At 71.5% G+C, this 24321-nt stretch carries 19 protein-coding genes; 5 read left to right on the top strand and 14 right to left on the bottom strand.

Annotated features, from left to right (window positions below):
* Positions 1 to 17: 17 nt before the first annotated feature.
* The 8 genes from ACIWVC_RS24030 to ACIWVC_RS23995 all read right to left on the bottom strand — a co-directional run bounded on the left by ACIWVC_RS24030 (position 18) and on the right by ACIWVC_RS23995 (position 9306).
* Positions 18 to 1178, bottom strand: coding sequence for a glycosyltransferase family 4 protein (locus ACIWVC_RS24030; protein ID WP_396449801.1), 1161 nt, complete (start codon positions 1176 to 1178; stop codon positions 18 to 20).
* Positions 1175 to 2038 (bottom strand): glycosyltransferase, encoded by an 864-nt coding sequence (locus ACIWVC_RS24025; protein WP_396449802.1) that lies wholly within the window; start codon positions 2036 to 2038, stop codon positions 1175 to 1177. Before ACIWVC_RS24025 ends, ACIWVC_RS24030 begins: the two co-directional genes overlap by 4 nt.
* 13 nt (positions 2039 to 2051) lie before the next feature.
* A complete protein-coding gene (locus ACIWVC_RS24020) occupies positions 2052 to 2183 on the bottom strand; it encodes a hypothetical protein (protein ID WP_396449803.1) in 132 nt (43 codons plus the stop codon).
* Positions 2183 to 3955 carry a hypothetical protein gene (locus ACIWVC_RS24015; RefSeq protein ID WP_396454601.1) on the bottom strand — a complete coding sequence of 591 codons (1773 nt, stop codon included), beginning with the start codon at positions 3953 to 3955 and terminating at the stop codon, positions 2183 to 2185. Before ACIWVC_RS24015 ends, ACIWVC_RS24020 begins: the two co-directional genes overlap by 1 nt.
* A 48-nt stretch (positions 3956 to 4003) precedes the next feature.
* Entirely contained in the window at positions 4004 to 6133 is a 2130-nt protein-coding gene (locus ACIWVC_RS24010) for an acyl-CoA dehydrogenase (RefSeq protein WP_396449805.1), read from the bottom strand.
* A gap of 54 nt (positions 6134 to 6187) precedes the next feature.
* Entirely contained in the window at positions 6188 to 7519 is a 1332-nt protein-coding gene (locus ACIWVC_RS24005; RefSeq protein WP_396449806.1) for a hypothetical protein, read from the bottom strand.
* A 75-nt stretch (positions 7520 to 7594) separates the two neighbouring features.
* Positions 7595 to 8431: an EI24 domain-containing protein gene (locus ACIWVC_RS24000; protein ID WP_396449807.1), complete on the bottom strand. Its 837-nt coding sequence runs from the start codon at positions 8429 to 8431 to the stop codon at positions 7595 to 7597.
* 11 nt (positions 8432 to 8442) lie between these two features.
* The gene (locus ACIWVC_RS23995; RefSeq protein ID WP_396449808.1) at positions 8443 to 9306 is read right to left on the bottom strand and encodes an SDR family NAD(P)-dependent oxidoreductase; all 864 of its coding nucleotides are present in this window, start codon (positions 9304 to 9306) and stop codon (positions 8443 to 8445) included.
* Positions 9307 to 9392: 86 nt separating this feature from the next.
* Between ACIWVC_RS23995 and ACIWVC_RS23990 the strand changes: the two genes are divergently transcribed.
* Complete coding sequence (locus ACIWVC_RS23990; RefSeq protein WP_396449809.1) at positions 9393 to 10259, top strand: TIGR03619 family F420-dependent LLM class oxidoreductase; 867 nt, start codon at positions 9393 to 9395, stop codon at positions 10257 to 10259.
* Positions 10260 to 10339: 80 nt separating this feature from the next.
* Complete coding sequence (locus ACIWVC_RS23985; RefSeq protein WP_396454600.1) at positions 10340 to 10711, top strand: nuclear transport factor 2 family protein; 372 nt, start codon at positions 10340 to 10342, stop codon at positions 10709 to 10711.
* Here ACIWVC_RS23985 and ACIWVC_RS23980 read toward each other — a convergent pair whose 3' ends face one another.
* A complete protein-coding gene (locus ACIWVC_RS23980) occupies positions 10712 to 11695 on the bottom strand; it encodes a hypothetical protein (RefSeq protein ID WP_396449811.1) in 984 nt (327 codons plus the stop codon).
* Between the two features lie 435 nt (positions 11696 to 12130).
* On the opposite strand from ACIWVC_RS23980, the gene ACIWVC_RS23975 reads away from it, so the two are divergent.
* The 3 genes from ACIWVC_RS23975 to ACIWVC_RS23965 all read left to right on the top strand — a co-directional run bounded on the left by ACIWVC_RS23975 (position 12131) and on the right by ACIWVC_RS23965 (position 13970).
* On the top strand, positions 12131 to 12370 hold the full coding sequence (locus tag ACIWVC_RS23975; protein WP_396449812.1) for a hypothetical protein: 240 nt from the start codon (positions 12131 to 12133) through the stop codon (positions 12368 to 12370).
* A 188-nt stretch (positions 12371 to 12558) separates the two neighbouring features.
* Entirely contained in the window at positions 12559 to 12750 is a 192-nt protein-coding gene (locus tag ACIWVC_RS23970) for a hypothetical protein (RefSeq protein WP_396449813.1), read from the top strand.
* Positions 12750 to 13970, top strand: a complete 1221-nt coding sequence (locus ACIWVC_RS23965) for an FxsB family cyclophane-forming radical SAM/SPASM peptide maturase (RefSeq protein ID WP_396454599.1) — start codon at positions 12750 to 12752, stop codon at positions 13968 to 13970. The genes ACIWVC_RS23970 and ACIWVC_RS23965 overlap by 1 nt, the downstream gene beginning before the upstream one ends.
* A 20-nt stretch (positions 13971 to 13990) precedes the next feature.
* Here ACIWVC_RS23965 and fxsT read toward each other — a convergent pair whose 3' ends face one another.
* The 5 genes from fxsT to ACIWVC_RS23940 all read right to left on the bottom strand — a co-directional run bounded on the left by fxsT (position 13991) and on the right by ACIWVC_RS23940 (position 24290).
* Positions 13991 to 18142 carry an FxSxx-COOH system tetratricopeptide repeat protein gene (gene fxsT, locus ACIWVC_RS23960; protein ID WP_396454598.1) on the bottom strand — a complete coding sequence of 1384 codons (4152 nt, stop codon included), beginning with the start codon at positions 18140 to 18142 and terminating at the stop codon, positions 13991 to 13993.
* On the bottom strand, positions 18139 to 19161 hold the full coding sequence (locus ACIWVC_RS23955) for an AAA family ATPase (protein ID WP_396449816.1): 1023 nt from the start codon (positions 19159 to 19161) through the stop codon (positions 18139 to 18141). The genes fxsT and ACIWVC_RS23955 overlap by 4 nt, the downstream gene beginning before the upstream one ends.
* 23 nt (positions 19162 to 19184) lie before the next feature.
* Positions 19185 to 20690 carry a hypothetical protein gene (locus tag ACIWVC_RS23950; protein ID WP_396449817.1) on the bottom strand — a complete coding sequence of 502 codons (1506 nt, stop codon included), beginning with the start codon at positions 20688 to 20690 and terminating at the stop codon, positions 19185 to 19187.
* A 151-nt stretch (positions 20691 to 20841) separates the two neighbouring features.
* Entirely contained in the window at positions 20842 to 22272 is a 1431-nt protein-coding gene (locus tag ACIWVC_RS23945) for an MFS transporter (RefSeq protein ID WP_396454597.1), read from the bottom strand.
* Positions 22273 to 22673: 401 nt separating this feature from the next.
* Entirely contained in the window at positions 22674 to 24290 is a 1617-nt protein-coding gene (locus tag ACIWVC_RS23940; RefSeq protein ID WP_396454596.1) for a tetratricopeptide repeat protein, read from the bottom strand.
* Positions 24291 to 24321 lie beyond the last annotated feature (31 nt).

The raw sequence follows: 24321 nt of genomic DNA, 5'->3' as shown, positions 1-24321 counted from the left end.
TGTGCTCCCCCGGGACGTCAGCCAGGGTGTCCGCCAAAGTACCCGCGGCGGCGCGCTTCGCGGACGGCGGTACCGATCAGGCCGCGCATCCGGTCGGCGGTGCGGGCCCAGTCGAACTCCGCCGCCCACCTCCGGCATTCCGCGGCCGTGCGCTCGCGCTGCGCGGGGTCGTCGAGTTCCTTGAGAGCGCGTTCGACGACAGCGGCCAGGTCGTCGCCGTCGCGGACGAGCCATCCGGTGGCGCCGTCGCGCACCGCGTCGCGCAGGCCGTCCACGTCGTAGGCGACGGTCGGGACGCCCAGGGCCGCGGCCTCGATCACGCTGAGCCCCCAGCCCTCGCCCTGGGACGTGCTGAGGTGCAGGTCGGCGCGCGCGACCAGGGCCGCCTTGACGTTCTCGGCCACGTACCCGTGCGCGATGACGGTGCCGTCCAGGCCACGCGCGCTGATGGCGGCCTTCAGGGCGGGCGCTTCGGGGCCGTCCCCCACGATGTGGAGCTTCAGCCCGGGCCGCGTCTCGGCGAGGCTCTGCGCGAGGTCGAGCAGCAGATGCGGGCGCTTGTGCGGGACGAGCCGCGTCACGCACACCAGATCGGGGTCTCCGGCGGGCGCCGGGACCGCGCCGCCGGGTTCGGCGACCGACGAGCCGTTGTGGACGATGTGCGCGGCCCCCGTCCACCCCAGCCGCTCCCGGACGGCGCGCAGCGTGGACGGCGAGACGACCACGAACGCGTGCCGCCGGTACGTCCAGCGGCTCACGGGCCCCTCCAGCATCTGCCCGAGCCAGGCCAGCCATCGGGGGAAGTACAGGCCGAACTGCGCGTCGTGCACATGGTGGACGACGCAGAACACGGGGACCCGGCGCGGCAGCACCCACGGTGTGAAGAACGGGATGCCGTTCTGGCAGTCGACGACCGCGTCGAAGCGGCGGCGGTGGGCCAGCATCCACAGCAGGACGAGCGGGTAGACGGTGAACCGGCCGCCGAGGCGCACGAACTCCACGCCGCCGGCCCGCTCCCTGCGCCGCTGGCCGGGCGCCCTGCACGTCACATAGTGGACGCGGTCCCCCCGGCCGGCGAACCCGCGGGCCAGCTCCCAGGCGTAGCGTTCCGCACCGCCCGCGGCGGGGTGCCCGGGATCCCGCCAGTTGACGACCGCCAGCCGCAGATCCGCGCTCATCCCGTCTTGGCGCTCGGCGCCGGCGCCTTCTCGGAGGCGGTGACCGGCACCGGCCGCGGCTCGGGGAGCTTCGAGTCGGCCGGGACCGACCGGACGGGCGCGACGGGGATGTTCGGCGCCGCCGGGACGCCGGGCATGCGGAGACCGGCGCGTGCGCGGATGCGTGCGAGGTCCAGCAGGCACTGGAGCGAGTGGCGCCGCACCGAGAACGTCGACCCCGGGCGGTCGCGCCAGACCACCGGGATCGCCGTCACGGACGCCCCCCGCCGCACGCAGTGGGCCAGCAGCTCGACGTCGAACGAGAACCCGACCGTGCGGAGCTCTTCGGCGGCGGCGCGCCCGAGCGGCCCGTCGAAGAACTTGAACCCGCACTGGGTGTCCTGGATGCCGCCCACGAGGTCGCGGACGATCCGGTTGAACGTGATGGCGCCGAGTCTCCTGATCGGCAGCGCGTATCCCTGGACGACCGACCGACCGTGGCGCCTTGACCCGACCACGACCGGGCGGCCCTCGCGCAGCAGGACGATGGCTTCGTCCAGCGCGGCGAGGTCTGTTGCCATATCGGCGTCCATGAACCCCACGTACGGGGCCCGCGTCTCCAGCAGCCCTGCCCGGACCGCCGCTCCCTTGCCCCGGCGTTCGCAGCGCACCAGCCGCACCGGTACCGGACCGTCCCACCCGCGGACCACGTCGGCCGTCCCGTCGGTGCTGGCGTTGTCGACGACGATGACCTCCGCCCGCAGCGGAAGGCCGTCGAGCTTGTCGCACAGCAGGGCCAGCCCCGCCGGAAGCCTGTCGGCCTCGTTGTAGGCGGGAACGACGATCTCCAGGAGGGTGCGGCCGTCACGCCAGGTCCCCATCAGGGCCTACAGGTCAGCGGGAGCCGTAGTTGTACAACGGCTTGATGACCGGGTCCTTCTGGGAGGCGTTCACGAGCTGTACCGTGCCGAACGACGCTCCGGCGGCGAGCAGAACGCCGACCAACGCGGCGATGGCGATGCGCATCAGGGGATCCTTCGTCGATGATGGGGGCTGCGGGCCTTGATACTGCCGAGTAACGGAAGGCTCAGAGTAATACGTGCGCCCAGAATTGACCAGAAAACGACCAGACTCATGATGCCCCAGGCGGCCGCGACGGGCGCTGCCGGCACGCGTTCCCCGGGCACCTCGGCGGCCCCATCGATCCGGTAGACGGCCAAGTCGGCGCCGTGCAGCACCTCGGTGGCCGGGCCGGACGGCCGGACCGCGCCGGTCTCCGCGTCGACGACGACGTACCGTACGCCCGCGTCGCGGAGGGTCGCGGCGGCGGGCGCCCCGTTCTTCGCGGCGGGGGCGAGCCGGACGGCCCTCGGATCCTCGGGAGGGACGGTCGTGCCGTCCACGGTGACGGCGTCGTCCGCGATGACGTGCCGGCCGTGCAGGTAGCGGGGCAGCGGGTCGAGCACGCGGCGGCCGTGGTTCCAGGGGTAGCTCCGGTACGACGCCCACGGCAGCACCAGCACGTCGCCCGGCGCGGGATCGCGGTCGATGATCTGCCTGGCCCGCGCCCAGTCGTCCGGGTAGTGGACGGCCCGCAGCTCGCCCGCCGCACCCCACGCCAGCGTCGGCAGCAGGAACACCGGCACGGCCATCGCCGCGGCGGCCACCCCCGGCCATCTCGCCTCGGCGGCCCGCTCGGCGGCCGCGCCGAGCCCGACCGCGACGACGACGGCGAGCGGCGCCGCGTACTGCTGGCCGTCCCGCAGCACGGCGAACCCCGGCCACAGGCCGACGAGCCCTTCGAGGACGGGAGCGGCGACCGCGCCCAGCGCCGCGACCGCGAAGCCGGCGGCGGCGGCGACCGCGGCGCCGCGCCACCACACCGGGCCCCGGCCCCATCGCCGGTAGGCGGCGAGCGCGACGACCACGACGAGCAGCCAGATCGTCGCGGTCACCGGCGCCCCGTAGCCGTCCGGCACCGTCTCGCCGTTCCACACGCCGCCGAGCAGGAGGAGGCTGCCGAGCGTCCCGAACGGGGTGTCCGCCCTGGCGGCGAACAGGCCGACGGCCTCCCCGTCCGCCGGCAGCCCCGCCGGCCGCAGCACCCCGGGGACCAGCCACGGCAGGCTCAGGACGCCCACGGCCGCGGCGACCCGCGCCGCCGCGGCGAGCGGCGCGGAGCCTCCGGGGCGCGCGGGCACGGGCCGTTCCCCCGGCCCCGGAGGGGGCCGGCGTCTCCACCGGGCGGTCGTCAGCGCGACGGTCAGGGCGGTGATGCCGGTGACGGTCAGCGCCGCGAACCCGCCGACGGCGGCGGGAAGCAGGGTGCGGACGAGGCGGCGGGTGCCGCCGGGCTCGGCCGTGCGGGCGGCGGCCGCCACCACCCAGGGCAGGGCCGCGTAGCCGAGGAGCAGGGCCCACTGGCCGAGGAGGAGCCGTTCGGCGACGAACGGGTTCCAGGCGTAGCAGACCCCGGCGGCGAGGCGCGGCGGCATGCGGCGGGACGGCACCAGCGACGCCGCCGCCGTGCACGCCATCACGAAGATCGCCAGCAGGACGAGCTTCTGCGCGGCGTCCGCGGGCACGGCGGAGGCGAGCGCGGTGGCGAACGCGTCGCTCGGGACGTGCCGGGGGACGGTCCCCGTCAGCCCGAACGTCATCGCCGTGAACGCGGGGTCGGGCACGAACACCATGTCGTACGACAGCACGAACCCGGGCGCGAGCCCCGGCCCGAGTGCCGCAAGCCCGAGCCCCAGCCCGGTCAGCGCGGCCACCAGGTGCCGCGTCCGCTCAGTCAACTGGCCCGCTCCCCCATGTCGAGCCTGGACGCTACCCGACCCGCGCGGCTACCGCGCCGGCTCGGGGTCCCGGGGCAGGCCGAGGATGCGCTCGCCGATCACGTTCAGGTTGACCTCGGTGGTGCCGCCGCCGATGCTCATGGCGCGGGACGCCAGCAGGTACCGGGTCCAGCGGGCGCGCAGGTCGTCCTTCCAGCCGCCGGTCAGCGCGCCCTCCTCGCCGAGGAGCGTGAACCCGAACTCGGTGACCTGCTGGCCGTGCTCCATCGCCACCAGCTTCCGGACGTTCGCGGTGGCGCCCGGGTCGGTGCCCGACAGCTGCTTCAGCGTGGCGCGGAGGCCGAGCAGCTTGAACGAGTGCTCGTCGCAGGCGAGCCGGCCGAGACCGTCCCGGACGACCGGGTCGCCGTCCAGGCCGAGCCCGGCGGCGAGGTCGAGCAGCTTCGGCAGGTCGCCGCCGAGCTGGAAGCTGCTGGTCAGGCCGACGCGCTCGTTGGCGAGCGTGGTGCGGGCGACCCGCCAGCCGGCGTTGACGGGGCCGACGACGAGGTCGTCCGGCACGAACACGCCGTCCAGGAACACCTCGTTGAACACGGCGTCGCCCGTGCATTCGCGCAGCGGGCGGATCTCGATGCCCGGCGACTTCATGTCGACGAGGAAGTAGGTGATGCCGTCGTGCTTGGGCCGGCCGGGGTCGGTGCGGGCGATGCAGATGCCCCACTGCGCGTCGCGGGCGAGCGACGTCCAGATCTTCTGGCCGGTGATCGTCCAGCCGCCCTCGGCGCGCTCCGCGCGGGTGCGCAGCCCGGCGAGGTCGGAGCCCGCGCCCGGCTCGGAGAACAGCTGGCACCAGATCAGCTCGCCGCGCAGCGTCGGCGGCAGGAACCGCTCCTGCTGCTCCGGCGTCCCGTACTGGACCAGCGACGGGACCACCCAGGCCCCGATCATCAGCGGCACCGGGCGCACCTTCGCCGCCTCCAGCTCCTGCTGGATGACGATCTGCTCCAGCGGCCCGGCGCCCCGCCCCCACGGCTTCGGCAGGTGCGGCGTCACCCAGCCGCCCTCCGCCATCGCCGCGCGCTGTTCGAGGGGCTCCATCGCGGCCAGCTCGGCGACGCGGGCGCGGATCTCCTCGCGGACGGGCTCGGCGTCCTCGTCCAGCTCGACGCTCATCGGCCGCCGGACGCCCCGCACGGCGAGCGCGGCGACCTCCGCCCGGTGCTCACTGGCCCGGCCCAGCAGTGCGCGGAGCGTCAGGGCCCGGCGGTAGACGAGGTGGGCGTCGTGCTCGTAGGTGTAGCCGATGCCACCGTGGATCTGGATGTTGCCCTCAGCGCAGGTGACCGCCGCGTCGGCCGCGAGCACCGCGGCGACGCCGAGCGCGTAGGCGCGCTGCTCCTCGGGCTCGTCCAGCGCGCGCGCCGCGTCCCACACGGCGGCCCTGGCGCGCTCGACCGCGATGAGCATCCGGGCGCACTTGTGCTTGACGCCCTGGAACTGGCCGATCGGACGCCCGAACTGCTCGCGGAGCTTGGCGTAGGCGACCGCGTCGTCCAGCGCGCGCCCCGCCACACCGCACGCCTCCGCGCCCAGCAGGACGGTGGCGAAGGCCCGTCCGTCCACGGCGCCGAGGAAGCGCTCCTCGGGGATGGCCACCCGGTCGGCGGTGACCTTCCCCACGGGACGCGTGATGTCGAGGGACTCCAGCGGCTCCACTGCGACGTCGTCCTTGAAGAGGACGACCCAGCCGTCACCGGCGCGGAGCACGAACACGTCGGCGAGCGGCGCGCCCAGCACCGGCTGGACCGTGCCGGAGACGGTGGAGCCGTCCCGCTCCAGGGCGCCCGAGAGCCCGACCGCCCCGGCCGCGGTGCCGCCGGTGAGCCCGTGCACGTCGCTTCCGGCCGCGCTCAGGATCGTGGCCGCCAGCACCGTCGGCGTGTACGGGCCGGGGGCGAGCGCCCGGCCGAGCTCCTCCAGCACGACGGCCTGCTCGACGAGGCCGAACCCGTCGCCGAGGGGCTCGGGGAGGTGCACGCCCGGGAAGCCCTGGGCGGCGAGGGCGGGCCAGAGCCCGGCGTCGCCCTCCCGCACCTTCTCCGCGGTGATGTTCCGCTCCGCGAACCCGCGCACCGACGCGGCGAGCGCCTCGTGCTCCTCGGTCAACCCGATCGCCATGACCCACCTCTTCTCGGACGTGGGCCACAGACTATTAGAACGGCATTCGGTTTGTCAGGACGCGATCTTCAAGTGGGTGAAGAACTCGTTGAGGTCCGGCCAGCGCTTCTTGTGCGTGTTCGGCATCGACGCGAACACCACGGCCGGGGCCTCGCGGCCGGTGTCGACCACCGCGGTGGCGACGATCTCGCCGGTCGCCCGGATCCCGTCCCGCCGGTAGGTCAGGTAGGAGGCGATCAGCCAGCCCTTGCGCCCGCCGACGGTCAGCGCCTGCGACGCCAGCGGCGCCGTCTTGTGCGGGAACGCGTAGTACTGCGCCTCGTAGCTCTGCGCGACCAGGGCGGCGGTGTTCTTCACGCTCTCCGGGCCCTGGTAGGCGCCCATCAGGCCCGGGTGCAGCGTGCCGGTGAGCAGCTGGCCGTACCAGATCTGCTGCCCGTGCCGCTCCGTCACCAGGATCTGCTGCCCGGACCATCCCGACGTGCCCAGCTTGTTCTTCTTCGTGGGCACCTGCCAGGGCGCCGCGAGCCGCGGGTAGGCGAGGCCGGAGTGGGCGTCCTTCACCATGCCGAGCATCCGGCTCGGCGTGCCGGCGAACCTGGCGAGCGGCTTGTCCGGCGGCAGCTGCGGCTGCGCCTCCTCGGACTGCTCGGCCGCCGACCGCTTGTCGGCGTTGCCGGCCGGCTCCGCGGGCTCGTCGTCGCCGCCGCCCCTGGTGAGGTAGACGGCGCCGGCCGCGATCAGCGCGACGAGCAGCAGCCCGACGCCGCCGAAGAGGATCAGCCGGGACCGGCCGCCCGAGTCGTCCAGCACGTCCCGGGACGGGTTCGGCGAACCACCGAGCTTGGCGTCGGCGGACTCCTCGTTCGCCATCCACTCGGGCATCTGCCAGTTGCCGCTGCTCGGCTTGCCCGGCTTCGCGGGCTGCCCCGACCCGGTCGGGACGGCCGGGACGTAGTTGGAGTCGCCCGCCCCCTCGTCGAACAGCGACCCCTCCCACTGGGGCGCGTCCTCCTCGGAGGCCGGCGCCCCCTCCGGGGCGTACGCGCCCTCGGGGACGGGCTCGTCCCCGGAGACGGGCGCGACCTTGACGTCGTCGGCGTCGCGGTCGCCGGACTCCTGGGACGAGGCCGGAGACTGGGACTGGGACTGGGGCTGGGCCTGGGGCTGCTCGACCCTGCCCCAGACGTCGTGCGACCCTGCGTCCTCGCCGGTGTCGGCGGGATCGGTCGGCGCGGGCATGGGCACCTCGGGAGACTCGGGCTCGGGGAAGACCACCTGCGGACCGGTCGAATCACCGGTGCCGGGCCCCTGCCGGAACCCGTCCCGCGGTTCGCTCTCGTTCATGTCGGTCCAGCGCACACCGCGCTCCCCCTGATCGGACATGCGGCACACGTTACGCGAAGATCAGGAGTGGGCATTCCGCCCGCAATCACGCTCGGGACACATCTTCACATCACCTCAGTGATGGCTCGCCACTCCACCGTCACCCGCTGTGACCAGCGGGTCGTCCGCCAGGCGCTCCCTGGCCAGCAGCGTGGCCCCGGCCACCGCCCCCGGCATCGCGAGCACCGCGCCCAGCGGAATGAGGAACACCACAAAAGTCGTCGCGCCGAATCCCACGACGAGCGGCCGGTCGGCCCTCATCCGCGCGAACCGCTCCTTGCGGAGGACGCCGCGCCGCTCCAGCGCGATCGAGGTCAGCTCACCCGCGAGGAAGTAGCCGGACACGAGCGCCGCGACCACCGGGACGACCGTCTGCCCCACCACGGGCAGGAACCCGCACGCGAAGAACACGACCGCGAACGCCAGCGCGATCGCCCCGATGACCAGCGTGTCCTTGATCGCCCGCCCGAGCTGGACGAGCAGCGGGACGTCCGGCTCCGGCGGCGCGCCGCCCCGCGACTCCTCCACCCGGACCGCGATGGCCTCGTAGAAGGGGTCGCCGACCAGCAGCGTCACCGCGGTGAACGTGATCATCGCCAGGAACAGGGCGGATCCGTAGATCGCGACGCCCGCGACGACCCGGGCGGACGTGCGGGCCGCGTCCGCCCAGCCGTCGGCGAAGCCCGTCGTCCACGCGGCGAGATCGTCGATCTGGAACGCCAGGAAGACCAGCGCCGCCGCGTACACGGCCAGCACGATCAGCGCGGGGATCAGCCCGAACAGCCACTGCGCCGGGTGCCGCGCCGTCCATCCGATGCCGCGCGCCAGATAGCCGGCGCCGGAGAACAGATCCTTGAGCGCGGACGGTTTCGCAGGCACCGGCGGCGCGTTCCGGGGGTGCGGTGGGTTCACGCACCCAGACCCTATACGGGCAGCCCCACGAGACGGGCGGACCGATCCCAGACCGCCCGCCGCAGTTCCGGGTCCTTCAGCGCGCCCGCGACCGGCAGCAGCCCGGCGCCCGGCGTCGAGCTGTGGAAGCCGCCGGTGCGTCCCTCGTGCCGCTCGTCCAGCGCGAGCCGCAGCACCGGCCGCGCGCCCTGCGCCGGCGTCCGCATGAGCGGGGTGCGCGACAGCAGCGAGCCGATCCGCCCGCCGCCGGGCACGTCCCTGAACAGCCCCGTCGCGACGGCCCCGGGGCAGACGGCGTCGACCGTCACCCCGCTGCCCTCCATCCGCCGCGCGAGCTCCTGCGCGAACAGGATGTTGAGCAGCTTGGACCGCCCGTAGACCCGCATCGACTCCAGCGGCCCGTAGGACCCCGGCTCCGCCAGCCGCTCCACGTCGAACCGGCCGGCCCGCCGGTGCGCCTCCGACGCGACGATCACGACCCGCGACGGCGCGCCCTTCTCCAGCAGCCCCAGCAGCAGGTTCGTCAGCAGGAACGGCCCCAGGTGGTTCGTCGCGATCATGCGGTCGTGGCCGTCCGCGCTGACCTTGGCGCGCAGCAGGTGCACCCCGGCATTGCCGACGAGCACGTCCAGATGGTCGAACCGCTCCTCCAGCGACGCCGCCACCCGCCGGACGTCCATCTGCACCGAGAGGTCGGCGATGAAGGTCTCGACCCGCGCGCCCGGGACGTCCCGCGCCAGCTCCTCCACCGTCGCGGCCGCGCGCAGCTCGTTCCGGCAGACGATCCCGACCAGGTACCCGGCTCGCGCCAGCCCCCGCGCGACCTCCTTCCCGATCCCGGACGTCCCGCCGGTCACAATCGCGATCCTCCCCATGCCCCCACCGAACCACCCGCGGCGAACCCCCGGCAAGGCGGCCGCCGCCCCTGGCACAGAACTAGAACGGGTTCTAGTATCTGGGCATGAGGTTCACCTACGCCGAGGCCATGACCGACCCGTCGTTCTACGTGCCGCTGGCCAAGGCGGCCGAGGCCGCGGGCTACACGAGCATGTCGATCGCCGACTCGCTCGTGTATCCGAAGGAGTCCGACTCGACCTACCCCTACACCGCGGACGGCAAGAGGGACTTCCTGGAGGACAAGCCCTTCATCGAGACGTTCACCCTCATCGCGGCCCTCGGCGCGGTGACCACGACGCTGCGCTTCACGCCGTTCGTCCTCAAGCTCCCCATCCGGCCGCCCGTGCTGGTCGCGAAGCAGGCCACGTCCATCGCCTGCATGACCGGCGGCAGGCTCGGCCTGGGCGTCGGCCTCAGCCCGTGGCAGGAGGACTTCCAGGTGATGGGCGTCCCGTGGGAGCGGCGCGGCAAGCGGATGGACGAGGCGATCGACATCCTGCGCGGCCTCAGCACCGGCGAGTACTTCGAGTTCCACGGCGAGCACTTCGACATCCCGGCGATCAAGATGGCGCCCGCGCGCCCCTTCCCGATCCTGGTCGGCGGGCACAGCGAGCCGGCGCTGCGCCGCGCCGTCGTCCGCGGGGACGGCTGGATGCACGCCGGCGGCGACGACCTGGACGCCCTCCTGGGCAGGCTGGACGACATCCGCAAGCAGGAGGGGAAGGCCGGCGCCCCCTTCGAGATCCACGTGATCTCGATGGACGCCTACACGCCCGACGGCGTCAAGCGCCTGGCCGACAAGGGCGTCACCGACGTGATCGTCGGGTTCCGGATGCCCTACGCCAAGGGCCCCGACACGCAGCCCCTGGCCAAGAAGATCGAGCACCTCGAACGCTTCGCCGAGACCGTCATCGCGAAGGTGAACCCGTGAAACAAGAACACGTTTCAGACGTTATTTCGTGGCACGCGCCCGACACCGGCCACCCGGCCCGCCGCGCCGCCCGCGCGTCCATGACCGCCGTCGCCGAGGGCCGCAAGCAGGACTGGCTGGACCTCTTCGCCCCCGACGCCCTCATCGAAGACCCCGTGGGCCCGTCCTTCCTGGACCCTTCGGGCAACGGCCACCGAGGCATCGACGGCATCACCGCCTTCTGGGACGACTTCATCTCCACGATCGCCGGCTTCCGCTTCACGATCGCCGACTCGTTCGCCAACGGCGACTGCTGCGCCAACGTCGCCACGATCACGACCACCATGGCCGACGGCTCCACCATGACCATCGACTGCGTCCTCATCTACAAGGTCGACGAGGACGGCCGGATCACCTCCCTGCGAGCGCACTGGGAACCCGACCGCGCCATGGCCACGATCACCAAGCCCTGATCACGACCAGGCGTCGTCCCGGGGCGACAGCAGCGACCGGGCGATCGTCTGCTTCACCCTCCGCACCGCCATCGACTCGCCCACGAACCCCTGCACGGCCTGAAGCAACTGCTGCAGGCCGCCCGCGTAGTCCAGGCACGTCCGGACGATGGCGTACAGGTCGGCGCGCGCCTCCGCCGACCGCGGAACCGCCCCGGCGATCTCCAGCGACAGCGCCGCCACCAGCTGGTCCCGCCCCCGCTCGGCCCGCAGCCGGGGGATCTCCAGCAGGCCGTCCACGACCCGGAACAGCTCGGCCACCGGCACGTCCGCCGGATACGCCTCGCACCCCTCCGCCGCGGGCTCCTTCTCCTCGGGCACCGCGGGAACCCGGCCGGGCCGCGCCCCGGGCACCATGATCCAGGCGTCGTCGCAGGTCTCCTTCACCTTCACCTGGACCTGGTAGTAGTCGCCCGGATCGACGAGCCCCCGCCCGTGCCGCACCACATCCTCGTACACCCGCCGCGACACGATCAGCGCGATCCCGGTCTCGGCCGCGGCGACCGCCTCCTTCAGCGGCGCCGCGTCCAGCAGCCGGAACGCGTGCGTCAGCGCCGTGCTGACGATCCCCCGCCCGTCCGCCTCGGCCTCACCGACGTTGACCGCCACCCGCAGCCGCATCCGCGCGGCCTCGCTCGCCGCCTCGTTGTGATGCCGCACCTCCGCCCGCAGCCGGCCGACCACCGCCGTGAGCAGCAGCTCCGTCTTCACGTCCGGCGGCATGACGACCATCACCCCGTCCCCGCGGTCCTCGTGATAGCAGTCGTCCAGCCGCAGTCCGGCCCCCGCCAGGCTCCGGTCGAGCCCCTCGTACATCGACTTCCGCACCCGGACCCGCACCGGATCGCCGCGCGAGGCGTCACTGAACCCGGCGATGTCGCAGACGAGGAACGAGCACGTTCCCTCCGGCCGCCATCTCCCCCGCCCCGGGCGCATGGCCTCCATCACAGGCACCTCACCGCCGCTCGCCGCCGATCCCACTCTGCAACCCTCAACCGACCCCGGCAAGGAAAATGCGTCAACCATCACATTCCGTCCCGCTTCCACGGCCCAACCCCACCACCGCGCCCCTTCCCGCACCCCGCGCGACCTGCGGGCCTCCGCCCCGTCCGTGAGAACCGCCAGGGCTCCCTACCTGAGACTTGTCCGCCAGGAGCAGCACCTCCTGGACCGGATCGACAACGAAATCCAGCTTCGGCCGACCAAGGACAACGGCCCGGCGGGACGCAGCGAAAAAATCGGCGGCGCGTCTTCCGCGGATCGACGTGCGCGCGGACCATGGATCCGTATGATCGTCGCGTCGCGACTAGGCTGATGCCCCTGACCCGACGAGGGAGCGCGACGCATTTCCGCTATACGGGATAAGAGGGGAAGACGGCCGTGCCGGACACTCATGGCAGCACATCAGAGTCCAGCGATCCCGCAGCTTCCTTCGACTGGACCCCGCCGACCCTCCACGACCTCGCCTCCGCGGAACTGGACGACGAATCGGTGCCGAGTCTCGCCGTAAACCGCGCCGTCGCAGAGCGCACCATCCCGCGGCCGATCCGAGCGGTCTTCGACAACAAGATGACGGTCGACCGCGAAGGACTCCAGATCCGCCGGAAGGCCGCTTCATAAGCGCAGCCGCGACCAACCGAGGACAATGGCCCCGGTAGGGCAGAAGCAGAACAACGGCGCGTTTTCGACGGATCAGCATGCGTGGCCCCGCGTCCTTATGATCGGCGCGTCATCCCAGGAGGTGCGCGTCAGCCGTCAGAGGAACGGCGACGCATTCTCCGATCGCTGAACGAGAAAGGGAGATGACCATGCCGGCCACGCACCACAGCGCAGCAGAATCCATCGACTTCGCGTCCCCCAGCCAGACCCCACTCCCCAACCGCGAGCTGGACATCCTCGAGCGCTCCACAGGGACGGTCCTGACCTCCGCCCTCCGGCGCGCCTACGAGGAGCTCAGCAACCCGCGCCGCGTCCTGGCCGGGTTCGACAACCTCGTCTGATGCCCGAGCCTGAACCTGCCGAATGGCCCCTACAGGGCCTCGACGTTCCCGCACTCAAAGCCGGTGGATGGCAACCCATGCCGTTCGCGGAGTTCGTTCTCAAGATCCACGGCCGCTGCAATCTCGCCTGCGACTATTGCTACGTCTACGAGAGCGCGGACCAGACGTGGCGTACGCGGCCGACCGCGATGGCCCCCGAGGTCCTGGCCGCGACGACCGCAAGGGTCGCGGAGCATGTCAGCGACCATTTGCTCGAAGACGTTTCGATCGTCCTTCACGGAGGCGAGCCGCTGCTGGCCGGAGAGGCCGCCATTGCCGGCGCCGTTGAACAGTTCCGCGCCGCAATGCCGCCGCCGTGCGACGTCGAGGTGAGCATTCAGACGAACGGGGTGCTGCTCACCGACGCGATGCTGGCGATGCTCGACGAGCACGATGTGGGCGTATCGGTCAGCCTCGACGGCGACCGCGACGGCCACGACCGGCACAGGCTCCGCGCCAACGGGCGTGGCAGCCACTCCGGCGTCATGCGCGGGCTGAACCGGCTCGCGGGCTCGCACCGGCGGCTGTACCGAGGGCTCCTCTGCACGGTGGACCTCGACAATGATCCGATCCGAACGTACGAAGCACTTTTGGAAACCGGTCCGCCCCGCATCGACTTCCTGCTCCCTCACGGAACCTGGAGCGCCCCGCCGCCCCGGCGCCCTGTGGAGGGAGGCGGCACACCCTACGCCGAGTGGCTCATCACGGTGTTCGACCGCTGGTACCACACTCCGCGCAAGGAAACCGGCGTACGGATGTTCGAGGAGATCATGAATGTCCTGCTCGGTGGGCAGAGCCAGAGCGAGAACGTCGGGCTGTCGCCGGTGGCGATGCTCGTCGTCGACACTGACGGGACGCTCCAGCAGGTCGATTCGCTGAAGACCTCTTACGCGGGGGCGCCCGAGACAGGTCTCAACGTCTTCGACCACAGCTTCGACGAGGCGCTGTGGCATCCGGGTGTGGTCGCGCGGCAGATCGGCCGAGCGGCGCTGGCGCCCACCTGCGAGACGTGCGGGGTGCGTGACATCTGCGGCGGCGGCGCGTACGCGCACCGCTACCGGGAGGGCAGCGGCTATCTCAACCCGTCCGTGTACTGCCCGGACCTGATGAAACTGATCGAACACATCGGACGGACCCTCCAGCGCGATCTTGCCCGCGCTCAGCCCACGAGAAGCAACTGATCCGTCCGGACCACCGATCCCTAAAGGGCCGTGGGCTCGATGTCGCATTCCAGCATCTCGCCCCGTTCGACGGCGAGCACCTCCGGATGCTCCCGGCCGAGCATGCGCGCCAGCGAGGCCAGGGCCTGGGCCGTGTCGGGCGCATCGTCTTCCATGGCAGTGCGCACACGTCCCAGATTGAGAGTGACGGCGAGCGAGTAGGGATGCCGCTCGCCGAGCAAGCCGATCATCTTGACCCGCGCCTCGGTGAGAAGCCGGACCGCTGCCTCCATCTCGCCGAGCAGGTAGTAGTCGTGGGCCAGCCCCACAGCGGCGCACAGCGCGTAGTAGTGGTCCGGTCCGAGGACCCCGGCTTCGAGGGCGGAGAGCGCGGCCTGGTCGGACTCCTGCGCCGCGTAGGCGTCTGCCAGCCGCCGCAGTACGACCGCCCTGTTGATCGCACAGACGTGTACGAAGGGATGACCATCCCCCATCACCTGGCGATAGCAGTCCAGCGCGTCGTCGATGAGGGGCAGGGCCTCGCCGGGCCGCCCGAGCGCGCTGGTGGCGAGTGCCAGGCTGACCTTGCTGGCCAGCGTATTCGGATGGTATTCGCCGAACCGGCGGACATGCGCGGCGAACGTTTCGGTGGCCAGGCGATGCGCCTCTTCCATGCGTCCCAGCTTCCGCAAGGTGCCGGCGTGGCTCATCTTCGCCTGCAGAACGAGCGAATGCCCGGGACCGAGGACGGGCCGTAGATTGGCCAGGCTCTCGGCCTGCAGATCGTAGGCCCGGTCGTACTGGCCCAGCGCGTGCAGATCTCGGGCGAGGTGATGAGTGGCGCGGAACCGCTGCCGGTAGGACTGCTCCGGGCTTCGCCAGACCTCCATGTCGATGTCGTAGGCCTCCTGGAACCTACCCAAGATGCGCAGGTCGACCGCAAGATTGGCAGCAGCCAGCCGCGCATCGGCCGAACCCCTCCCGCGCAGTTGGCGCATGCGGCGCCAGGCGTCCATATCGACCTCGTAGGCCCGGCGGAAGTCGCCGAGGAAGCGCAGGTCGGCACTGAATCCCGCCGCCGCAAAAAGGGCCTGAAGGTGATCGACGCCGAACTTCGTGCGCGTCCGCGTGAGATTCTCCTCGCTGAGCTTGGCTGCCGATCTGCTGTCGCCCAGGCCCCGCAATGCGTTCGCCAGTACACGTGAAATGTCCAGGACCGCGTCGTCGTCGGGTCCATACCGTTCCAGCCAGCGGTCCAGTGCGATCTCCGCCAGCCTCCGGCTGCCCTCGAAATCCCCGGACTGGTACAGGTACTTCGCCTGGTCGACGCCGACATCCCGGATGTCGGAACCGTCAGCGTCGAATACCCCGGATGGGACGACGTGGGGGGTGATCTCGGATCTGAGTTCCCAGGTCGACTCCTCCTCCGGCTCCCCTGCAGGAGTGGCGGCGGCGAGGATCGCGTGCACATGTGCCTGGACCCGATGGCGCCCGTCCTCGCCGAGACGGTCGTTGAGGATGGCGCGGACGAGGCGGTGGATCTGGAGCGTCTCCGCCTCCCCATCGAAGCGGGCGAGAGAGAACCGGGCGATCGCGCGCATCGTTTCCCGCAGCCCTGTCTCATCGGCCAGCAGTTCCGCGAGTTGGGCGGGGAGCGCGGCCGACGCACCCGCCCCCAGCAGCCTGCAGGACACCGGCTCGGGACCGAAGACGGCCCACAGCTCCAGCAGCGCCCAGGCGACAGGGTCCTCGTCCTGAAGCAGATCGAGGTTCAGGCTCACACCCGCCGCCAGCGATTCCGGGAAATCGTCACCGGACGAGTCCGCCGAGGCGATGTCGGTCAGACGCCGGTCGAAGAGTCGCAGATAGTCCTCGACGGTCCCGTCGGTGACGGCCTGCCATGCCGCGGCCTGGTGGACCGCCAAAGGAAGATCGCCCACGCGCTCCGAGAGCATGTCGGCCTCGGTCTCCGACAGGCGCGGCACCACGCGCCGGAGCAGGGCGATGCTCTCCGGCCGTTCGAAGACCCCCACGTCCACCGCGGACGCGTGGCGCTCCCAACCGCGGTCGCGCGAGGTCACCAGGACGTGGCGGTGCGGCCCGAGGTCCCGCCCCGGTCCGTCGAGCGCCTGCGGAGTCAGCGGGACGAGCTGATCCGGGTCCTGTGCGTTGTCGTAGATCAGCAGCCAGCGGCCATAGGGCCGCCCGGCGCGCAGCGCACGCAGGACGCCGTCGACGACCTCCTTGATGTCGTCGCTCATCGGCAGGCCGAGCTCGCGGGCCAACTGCGCCAGCGCCGCGCGTGCCGACGTCTCCTGCTCGGCCGGAATCCACCACACCAGGTCATAGTCGTCGGCATGGCGGTAGGCGTACTCCAGCGCGAGGTTGGACTTGCCCTCTCCGCCCATGCCGAACTCCGAATGCGGCAAGAGCGCGGCCATGCCGCCCTGCAAGGCCGTCCGAAGCTCGGTGAGCAGCCGGTCGCGTCCGATGAAGTCGGGATTGCGGCCCGGCAGCCACCTGCGCGGTACCGGCGCGGGCTCCGCAGTCGGCGCCACGGAGGATGGGAGCACGGCGTCGGCACCGTCGAAGTCTTCGCCGGCAACCGTGTCGGGGACGGAGGCGGCACCGCTCGTGAGCTGTTTCGCCATCTGCCGGTACGGCCCGCCGAGCCCCGCCAGTGCCTGCGCCGCCACCTGCGCGAACGGCAGGTCGGGCGGCAGCTGCGCCTCTCCTCGCCGCGCCGCGGCGAGGAAGGCGGGGAAGTCCAGCGATGAGCCGAGCCGGTCGCGGACGACATCCCACACCGCGCGCAGCACCTGAAACACCTCGCGGCGGCGCAGGCCCTGCAGCAGGATTTCCCGGACGCCGTCATGGAATTCGTAGGCGATCTCCTCCGCGCGCCCGTCGGACGGGCGTTCGACCATCCGCAGCAGACCGCTCAGGAACACCTCGGCCAGGTCGGCCGAAGCCGAGGTGGGAAGCATCGCCTGCTGGACCAGGCGCATGACGGGCAGCCGCAACGGTGCGGCCGCGAGGAAGGTCGCGAGCTTGAACGCCGCCGGCGACGACGATGCCCGGAACTGCTTGACCCGCATTTCGGCGGAGAGCGCGTCCGTTTCGGCGGGCGGCGGAGACACCGCCGGGCGGCCGGTGAACAGCGCGGCCCCCATGACGTTCCGGCCGCCGCGGGCGACCATGCCCGCCCACGACCGCAGCCAGCGGTCGCTCAGCTCGACAACCGGAATCGCGATGCCCAGCGGGCGGTCGTCGGGAAGCCGCATCGCCGCCCGCGTCACCGTGAGCCGTTCGTTGGCCGCCGCCGGACCGGACGCGCCGAACCGCACGGGCTCGATCGCGGCGGCGGTCCGCCACCACAGCCGCTGCGGCAGCGGCTGGACGATCGCGACGGTGCCGGCGCGGCCCCACCGGTCGAGCAGCGCGGCGGCCCGGCCGTCCTGCCAGGCCGCGCCGATGCAGTCGCTGACGACCAGGACGAGGCGCCGGCGCGTCGGGTCGATCAGCTCGTCAGGATCGCGCTCGGCGCCGACGCCGGACGCCGAGCCGGTGCGGAGGGACAGCCGTCGGGTATCCGTGTCCAGGTACCACGTCCGCACGTCGCGGAACGCGCCGAGCTGCTGCAGCAGCAGTTCCAGCTCATCGACCGTCTGCCGCCACACGACCATCGACGGGCCGACATCCGCGACGAGGGCCAATTCGTACCGTCGCTCCTGCGCCGGCACCATGACGGTTTCCAGCACCCCGGTCTCGGCGATGCGCTGCGCGGTCGCGGTCTCGTTCAGGTGCCTGCGCGTCACCGACGGCACCGTCGTCCGCAGCGGGCGAAGCGCGCGGACGAGCGACAAAGGCCGCGAGATGGCCGGCATGGCGGGCATGCGGACGGGAAACGCGGTGGCCGGGACGTTCTGCCCGGTCAGGTAGATGCCCGCCTCCACCGTCCGCGGCGGCGCCGGGTCGCGTTCCGGCGCAGGCGAGGACTCCGGCGGCGGGGCCGGCGGCGGTGCTGGACCGGGAGACCCGCCCTCGGCCGGTTCCCGGGAGCCGCCCGCCGCCGAGTGTGTCGGGCCCTCGTGCGTCCGGAACCAGTCGGCGAGCCAGAGCGCGTCCGCGACCTCCTCCGCCGTGGGCTGCGGGTCGAGCGCCTGGAGGGCCTCGACGAGCCGCCCGATCATCCCGCGCCGGGCCTCTCGATGGGCCGGAGCACGGTTTCGAGGATCTCCTGCAGCTTCGTCTCGGGCGGCCTGCTCCCGGACGTCGCGAGGTAGACGGCGTTGAGGAGCTGGTCGGTGGCGAGGGCTCCGTCGGCGCGGCGGGCGAGGAACTGCTCGATCAGCTCGTCGCTCACGGAGCGGGCGTCCGGGCCGAGATGCGCCTCGATGATCTCGGCGAGCCTGTCCCGGTCCGGCGGCTCGATCACCAGCCGGACGCACCGGCGCAGGAACGCGGGCGGGAACTCACGCTCCCCGTTGCTGGTGATGATGACGATGGGGAAGTTCTCGCACCGCACCTCGCCGCGGTCGATCGGCACGCGCGGGCCGCCGTCGTGGGTCATCACGTGGATGCGCGACTGCTCCTCGGGCAGCCGCTGCAGCTCCACGATGTCGAACCGGCCCTCTTCGAAGACGTTCAGCAGGTCGTTCGGCAAGTCGATGTTGCTCTTGTCCAGCTCGTCGATGAGGAGAACGCGGGGCAGGTCGCCGGGCAGCAGCGCCGTGCCGAGCGGGCCGAGCCGGATGTAGCGCCCGATGTCGGGCGGCTCCGCCGGCTCCGCCCGGCCGCCCGCGCCGTGCAGGCTGGTCTCGTGCAGCCGGCCGATGGCGTCGTAGTCGTAGAGCCCGTCCTGCAGCGTCGTGTTGCTCGTGATCGACCAGTACAGGACTGAGCCGAGCCCCAGTTCGTAGGCGACGTTGTAGGCCAGGGTGGATTTGCCCGATCCCGGCTTGCCCATCACCAACAGCGGCCGTCTCAGCAGAATCGCCGCGTTGACCCTGTCGACGACAGACTCGTCCGGCCGGTAGGAGATCGCCTGCTGCAATTGCCTCTGCAGGCGCCCGTCACCGGAGTCCACGGAGCTGAACCGGCGCCACGGTGGGGGCGGCGGGAGTTGCCGCACCCGGTCGTGCGGGCTGCTGTCGCCCCGGTAGATGCGCCAGTCGCCATTGAGGCCACCGGTCTCTGGTTCTGTCGTCATGGGCGCCTTCCGGAGGGATGGTGCTAGGCGGGTGGGCGGAGCCGCACGTACGGCTCGGGAATGCGGTCGGCGTCGTCGAACACGAGGGTCAGATTCAGTCCGAGATGGCCGGGGCCGGAGCCGTCGGGGCCGCCCGACAGCGCCTGCCGGCGAAGTTCCATCGTCCGCCGCGGCAGCTTCATCACGTCCGCCGCCAGCAGACCCTTGACCTCCCTGGCGAACTGGGCGGGGTCGCGGCCGTCCCGGCACCACGCGACGACGGGGATGCCGGCGACCAGGCCCACCCAGTGCTCGTCCGGCTCGTCCTCCGCTCGGGCCCATGGCGGGAAGGCCAGCGCGAGGACGGCCGCGGACGCCCCGGACAGCCTGGAGAACAGCTCCTCTTTGTCGTATTCGCCGGGACGGGTCAGCAGGCAGACCGGCGCGTCGTCCGAGTGCCCGCACAGCCAGCCCCACTTGTGCCGCCAGTCGTGGTGGAGCTCGGCGAAGCGCATCCGGTCGAGGCTGCGCACGACCACGGGGTAACGGATGCCGATGCGATGCTCCAACCCGGCGATATTGATCTTGAACTGCTCGACCGGATGGTCCAGCAGAGCGCGGGGCAGCAGGAACTCGATCGTCAGATCGGGGCTGGGCCGGCCGACCACGGAGCTCTCCGAGGTGAGCAGCCGCTCCAATAACTCCGGTATTCGGCTGAGCGGCAGCGCCTCATCCCCGCACTCAAGCGTGCTGCCGGGCTCGCGGCCCACCTGGAGCCACGCGGTGACGAGATACCGATCTTCCTCCAGCGCGTCCGGCATGCACTCGATGATCAAGTAGTTCTCTGACGGCTCGGGTTCGGCCCGCATCAACTCGGGCGTCCGGCCTCGCTGGAGGACCGCACCGTTGAGACCCTGCGCCGCCACCTGCCGGCGCACCCAGTCCCGGAACGCCGGCGCGGTCGGATACCCCGCGGACTCGGCGAGATCGCTCACGAACAGCAGCAGCGGCGGGACGCCGTCGCGACCCGCGGGCATCTCCTCCAGGAGGGCGACGACCTCATGGAGGTCGCGCATGTCCCGGTCGAGCCGCGGCCAGGCGGGCCCGATCACCCGCCGGTAGAACACCGGGAACCTGCCGAGATGCGAGAGGCCCGGCTCCGTCCGTTCCAAGGATGTGATCAGCTCGTGGAGTTCGCGCCGCTCGACCCGGTCGAGCCAAGGCTCCGGAAGCAGCTCGGCGACGAGGTCGCCGAGCGCCCGCACCGGCAGGCTGTTGGGGTAGAAGGTCTTCAGGATCCGCACGAGGGCGTGCGCCGCTCCCGGATACGTGAGCAGGGCGTTGACCAGCGCCCACACGTCGAGCATTTCCTTGTCGTGGTGCACATAGGGCAGGCGGTGCCCAAGGTCGCGCTCCAGCGCCTCCACGTGGACGGCCCGCTCCCGCTGGACGCTCATCGCGTCGACGCGCAGGATCGCCTCGACGAGCCGATGCTGATCCTCAACGTTCAGCGACGTGATCAAACGCTCCGCCTCCGCCCCGCCGCGCATACGACGGATGGTCGCCTGCCGACCGCTCAGTGGCCTCACGAACCGAGCGACACACTACGACGCACGAACCGTCGCGCACTGCGTCCTGAGACACACTTCCGACAGCATCTCGCGGCCCGCCCGCGGGCGGCCACCCCGCTGCCGAAGCCGGTCAGCGATGCCCGGCCGGCGCCGATGAGTTCACCAGAGCACCGCCCCGGCTCTCCGCGTCCGCGAGCGGCGCAGGGTCCGCGTCCCTGGGGGACCAGGCGACCGTCGCGCACCGTCCGAGGAAGTCCGGCAGAACCTGGAAGTGGAGGACGATGAGCACCACGGGGATCGCGCCGAACATCCCGCTGACGAAGAGCGCGGTTCCATGGACGTCGAGCAAGCGGATGATCCAGCCACCGCTGAAGGCCCCCAGCGCCACCGCGCCGACACTCAGGAAACGAGTGATGCCGATGACCCTGCCGAACTGCCCGTTGGGAAAGAACTCGGCCTGGTGAGCCCTGAGCGCCACGTTGATGTAAACGCCGACCACACTGCCCAATCCCCACATCACCAATCCCAGCACCGGATTCTGCGGAAGGGTGGCCACCGCGGCCAGGGGAATCCAGATGAGTGCGCAAAAGAATATCGACCTGACGGAGGGTCTTTTATCGCGAAGCAGCCTGGGCGACAGGGCCGCACCGGCGACGCCTCCGAGGCCCGAGCAAGAAAGCATCAAGCCGACCAGGTAGCTGGGCATACCCTGGCGTTCGGCCAAAAAGATCTGTAGGAGCACGACGACTTGAAAAAGGAAGTTCGCCAGGACGCAGACCGCCAGCACCGCGCGGGAGAAGCGATCGTGGACGACCTGGCCGAGTATGTCTCTGAACATCGGCACATGCGCCTCGGAGTCGGCGGCTCCCGCGTCTTCAGCCGGCGGCTGCTCCGCTCCGGCCGGGGAGGCCGGAGCACCGGGCGGAAAGTCGCGGCCCGCGACCCGCGCCCCGCGCAGGCGGTGGTACGCGGCTGCCACGAGCGCGCGGAGTCTTCGTCGTCTCGGCGGCCCGGTGAACAGCAGGCCGAAGATCGGGAACAGCGAGGTGCACGCCGCCACGACCCAGGGGGCCAGCGCGCTGACCGCGAGCAACGCGCCGCCTAAGGGGCGGCCGAGGACCATCGACGCGTTGAGCTTGGCCTCATTGCTTCCGATCGCGGCCTTCAGCGACCTCGCCGGCACGAGGTTCGGAACGGTGGCGATCTCGGCCACTTCGTAGAAGACCATGCAGGAGGCGTCGACCAACGCCATGATGATCAGAATGGCGGCCCAGTCGCACCACGCCAGGGACAGGCAGGTGACGACCGCGAAGACCACCCGCACCGTCTGGCTCCACCACATCACCCGGCGGCGGTCGAACCTGTCGACCAGCAGCCCCGCCGGCACCTGGAGCAGGAGTTCCGGCAACGCACTCGCGGCGGTGACGCATCCCGCCACGACCGGGGATCCGGTGAGGGAGAGGGCGAGCAGCGGACCGGCGGCCGCCACGGTCATCGAGCCGAGCTGCGAGACCGCCGATGCGCCGGAAATAATAGCAAAATCCCGGCGCCGCACCAGCACCTTCCACAATGACCGCCGGGGCGGGCGGTCAGGTCCGATGTGGAGGGTCGATGGAGCAGTGGGCACCGATTGCACTCCCTAGCGCGCGCAAATCCGGCGCTCCTATGGTCATCAAACAGACACCGGACCCCATATACCTGAAAAGGGTCCAAACCAGACAACATGCGCCTCGATATCATGCTATCTAGCCGAGACTTATATCATCTTCTCGGGATAGCCATGTTTTCTTCAGGAAGAAGGCCCCAGAATGGCGGCCTTCGGTACGATCGCCTGGGCCTTCGATTGTTCTGCGCCCATTGCGATAGGTGACTGGCCAGTAGCGGGACGCGGTCGCCTGCGGCGGCGTGTCCCCGTCGTGAGTGACCTACGAAATCCGCTGTTCGGCGGTTCACCACAACGGATCAACCGATCCCGGTCATGGCGCGCTTGGCGCTGAGCGCCTCGCGGTTCCTGCTGTCACGGCCGAGGACGTCCTCGAACACCGCACGGGCCGCGCGCATCCGCCCGCAGTCCAGCAGCGCCTTCCCGAGGGCGGTCTGGACCGACAGTTCCTGCGGGAGCCTGCTCACCGCGGCCTGCAGGTACCGCACCGCCGCACTCGGGTCGCTCGCCAGCAGGACGCGGCCGATTCCGGCCAGGCGCCAGCCGACCGCGGCGTTGTCCGGGACGGCCTCCAGGATGGTCGCCGCCTCGCGGTAGTGCCCGAGAGCCGCCTCGGCGTCCTCTCGCTCGCAGGCGACGTCGCCGAGGAACGTCAGCGCGTCGGCGAGCAGCCGGAGCTCGCCCTCGCCGCAGGCCCTGGTGACCGCCTCGGCGTGCCGCCGCGCGAGTTCGAGATCACCGGCGGACAGCGCCAGCCGGGCCTGCCGCAGGCGCACCGAGGGCCGCGGCCGGTGGATGGGGACCGCTGCCTCGCCGAGGTCGCGGATCGGCTCGATCAGCCTGGGATGCTGCAATTCGAAGCACCGCTCCTCGCCGCGGAGCCTGGCGCGGATGAGGTGGTAGTCCTGAGCCGCGTCGACGACCGCCCTGGGCACGTCCTCGCACAGGCGGTGCTCCGGAATGCCGGCACGTCCCTGCGGCCCGCCGAACGCGGAACGAAACCACGAGAGCACGGTAGAGGCCGGGACGCTGTGATCGGCGGCGATCATCGTGAGGGTGTGCGCGCAGAAATCCGCCAGCACACGGTTGACCTCCGCACGCAGGCGCTCCGCCGGGATATCGGCGTCGCCGGGCAGGTCCTCCCAGAGGTGCGCGCACACCAGTTGCAGCAGCGCGGGGCTCAGCCGCGCCGTTCGCTGGACACGGCTCGCCATCCGTACCGTCCGGAGTTCCCGCACCAGCGCGTGCGCGACGGCCTCTCCGGAACCCCGGGCACGCTTGAGCGGTTCCGTGACGGCCGCACGCGCCGCCTCCGGGCCGAACTGCTCGAGGGAACAGAGCTCGGGCTGCGCATGGCCGAGCAAGCCCGCAAGCTCCACGGCCTCGCCGACCGCGTCCTCACGCACGACGAGCAGCAGATGCAGGTCGGGTATCTCCTTCATGGCCGCCGCGAGCTCCTCCAGGAAGCGGAGGCGCTGGTCTTCGTGCCGTCCGGACGTGCGCAGCAGCGCCTCCGCCCCGTCGATGGCTCCGAGCACCGGAAGCCTGCGACCGGACCGGTCGCTCTGCCGATGCCTCCGCAGGAAGGCGCCCACCGTCAATTCGGAGATGGTGACCGGTGATGCGCGGGGGTACCACGAGGAGAGCACGGCGAGCCGGAAGGCGTTGTGCTCCGACAGCGCCGCCACGGGGAAGGCCGGCCGGTGCGCGACGCTCGCCACGGGCAGCACATGGGCGTCCTCGGCCCTCATCTGCGAGATGACGCCGGCGCACAACAGTGAGGTCTTGCCGACGCCGGCTCCGCCGTGAAGCACGGAGAGCCGGCTCTGCCGCCACATCCCGGCGACCCGGACCTGCTCGCATTCCCTGCCGTGGAAGAGCCCCGCATCCTGCTCGCCGAACGCACCCTCGCCCACGAAGGGACGCTGTCCGTCCGGAGGAGCTAGC

Origin of the sequence: Actinomadura sp., from assembly GCF_044508335.1 — a bacterium.
In the GTDB taxonomy this organism is placed as follows: Bacteria; Actinomycetota; Actinomycetes; order Streptosporangiales; family Streptosporangiaceae; genus Spirillospora.
This window is presented reverse-complemented; position numbering and strand designations above follow the sequence as displayed.

What these genes read in the sequence shown, in the direction of transcription:
- ACIWVC_RS23985 (WP_396454600.1), top strand. Translation starts at nt 10,340, where the DNA reads ATGACCGCCGTCGCCGAGGGCCGCAAGCAGGACTGGCTGGACCTCTTC.
- ACIWVC_RS23965 (WP_396454599.1), top strand. Translation starts at nt 12,750, where the DNA reads ATGCCCGAGCCTGAACCTGCCGAATGGCCCCTACAGGGCCTCGACGTT.
- ACIWVC_RS24025 (WP_396449802.1), bottom strand. Translation starts at nt 2,038, where the DNA reads ATGGGGACCTGGCGTGACGGCCGCACCCTCCTGGAGATCGTCGTTCCC.
- ACIWVC_RS23955 (WP_396449816.1), bottom strand. Translation starts at nt 19,161, where the DNA reads ATGACGACAGAACCAGAGACCGGTGGCCTCAATGGCGACTGGCGCATC.
- ACIWVC_RS24005 (WP_396449806.1), bottom strand. Translation starts at nt 7,519, where the DNA reads ATGTCCGATCAGGGGGAGCGCGGTGTGCGCTGGACCGACATGAACGAG.
- ACIWVC_RS23980 (WP_396449811.1), bottom strand. Translation starts at nt 11,695, where the DNA reads ATGGAGGCCATGCGCCCGGGGCGGGGGAGATGGCGGCCGGAGGGAACG.
- ACIWVC_RS23970 (WP_396449813.1), top strand. Translation starts at nt 12,559, where the DNA reads ATGCCGGCCACGCACCACAGCGCAGCAGAATCCATCGACTTCGCGTCC.
- ACIWVC_RS24030 (WP_396449801.1), bottom strand. Translation starts at nt 1,178, where the DNA reads ATGAGCGCGGATCTGCGGCTGGCGGTCGTCAACTGGCGGGATCCCGGG.
- ACIWVC_RS23950 (WP_396449817.1), bottom strand. Translation starts at nt 20,690, where the DNA reads ATGCGCGGCGGGGCGGAGGCGGAGCGTTTGATCACGTCGCTGAACGTT.
- ACIWVC_RS24010 (WP_396449805.1), bottom strand. Translation starts at nt 6,133, where the DNA reads ATGGCGATCGGGTTGACCGAGGAGCACGAGGCGCTCGCCGCGTCGGTG.
- ACIWVC_RS24020 (WP_396449803.1), bottom strand. Translation starts at nt 2,183, where the DNA reads ATGCGCATCGCCATCGCCGCGTTGGTCGGCGTTCTGCTCGCCGCCGGA.
- ACIWVC_RS23990 (WP_396449809.1), top strand. Translation starts at nt 9,393, where the DNA reads ATGAGGTTCACCTACGCCGAGGCCATGACCGACCCGTCGTTCTACGTG.
- fxsT (WP_396454598.1), bottom strand. Translation starts at nt 18,142, where the DNA reads ATGATCGGGCGGCTCGTCGAGGCCCTCCAGGCGCTCGACCCGCAGCCC.
- ACIWVC_RS23995 (WP_396449808.1), bottom strand. Translation starts at nt 9,306, where the DNA reads ATGGGGAGGATCGCGATTGTGACCGGCGGGACGTCCGGGATCGGGAAG.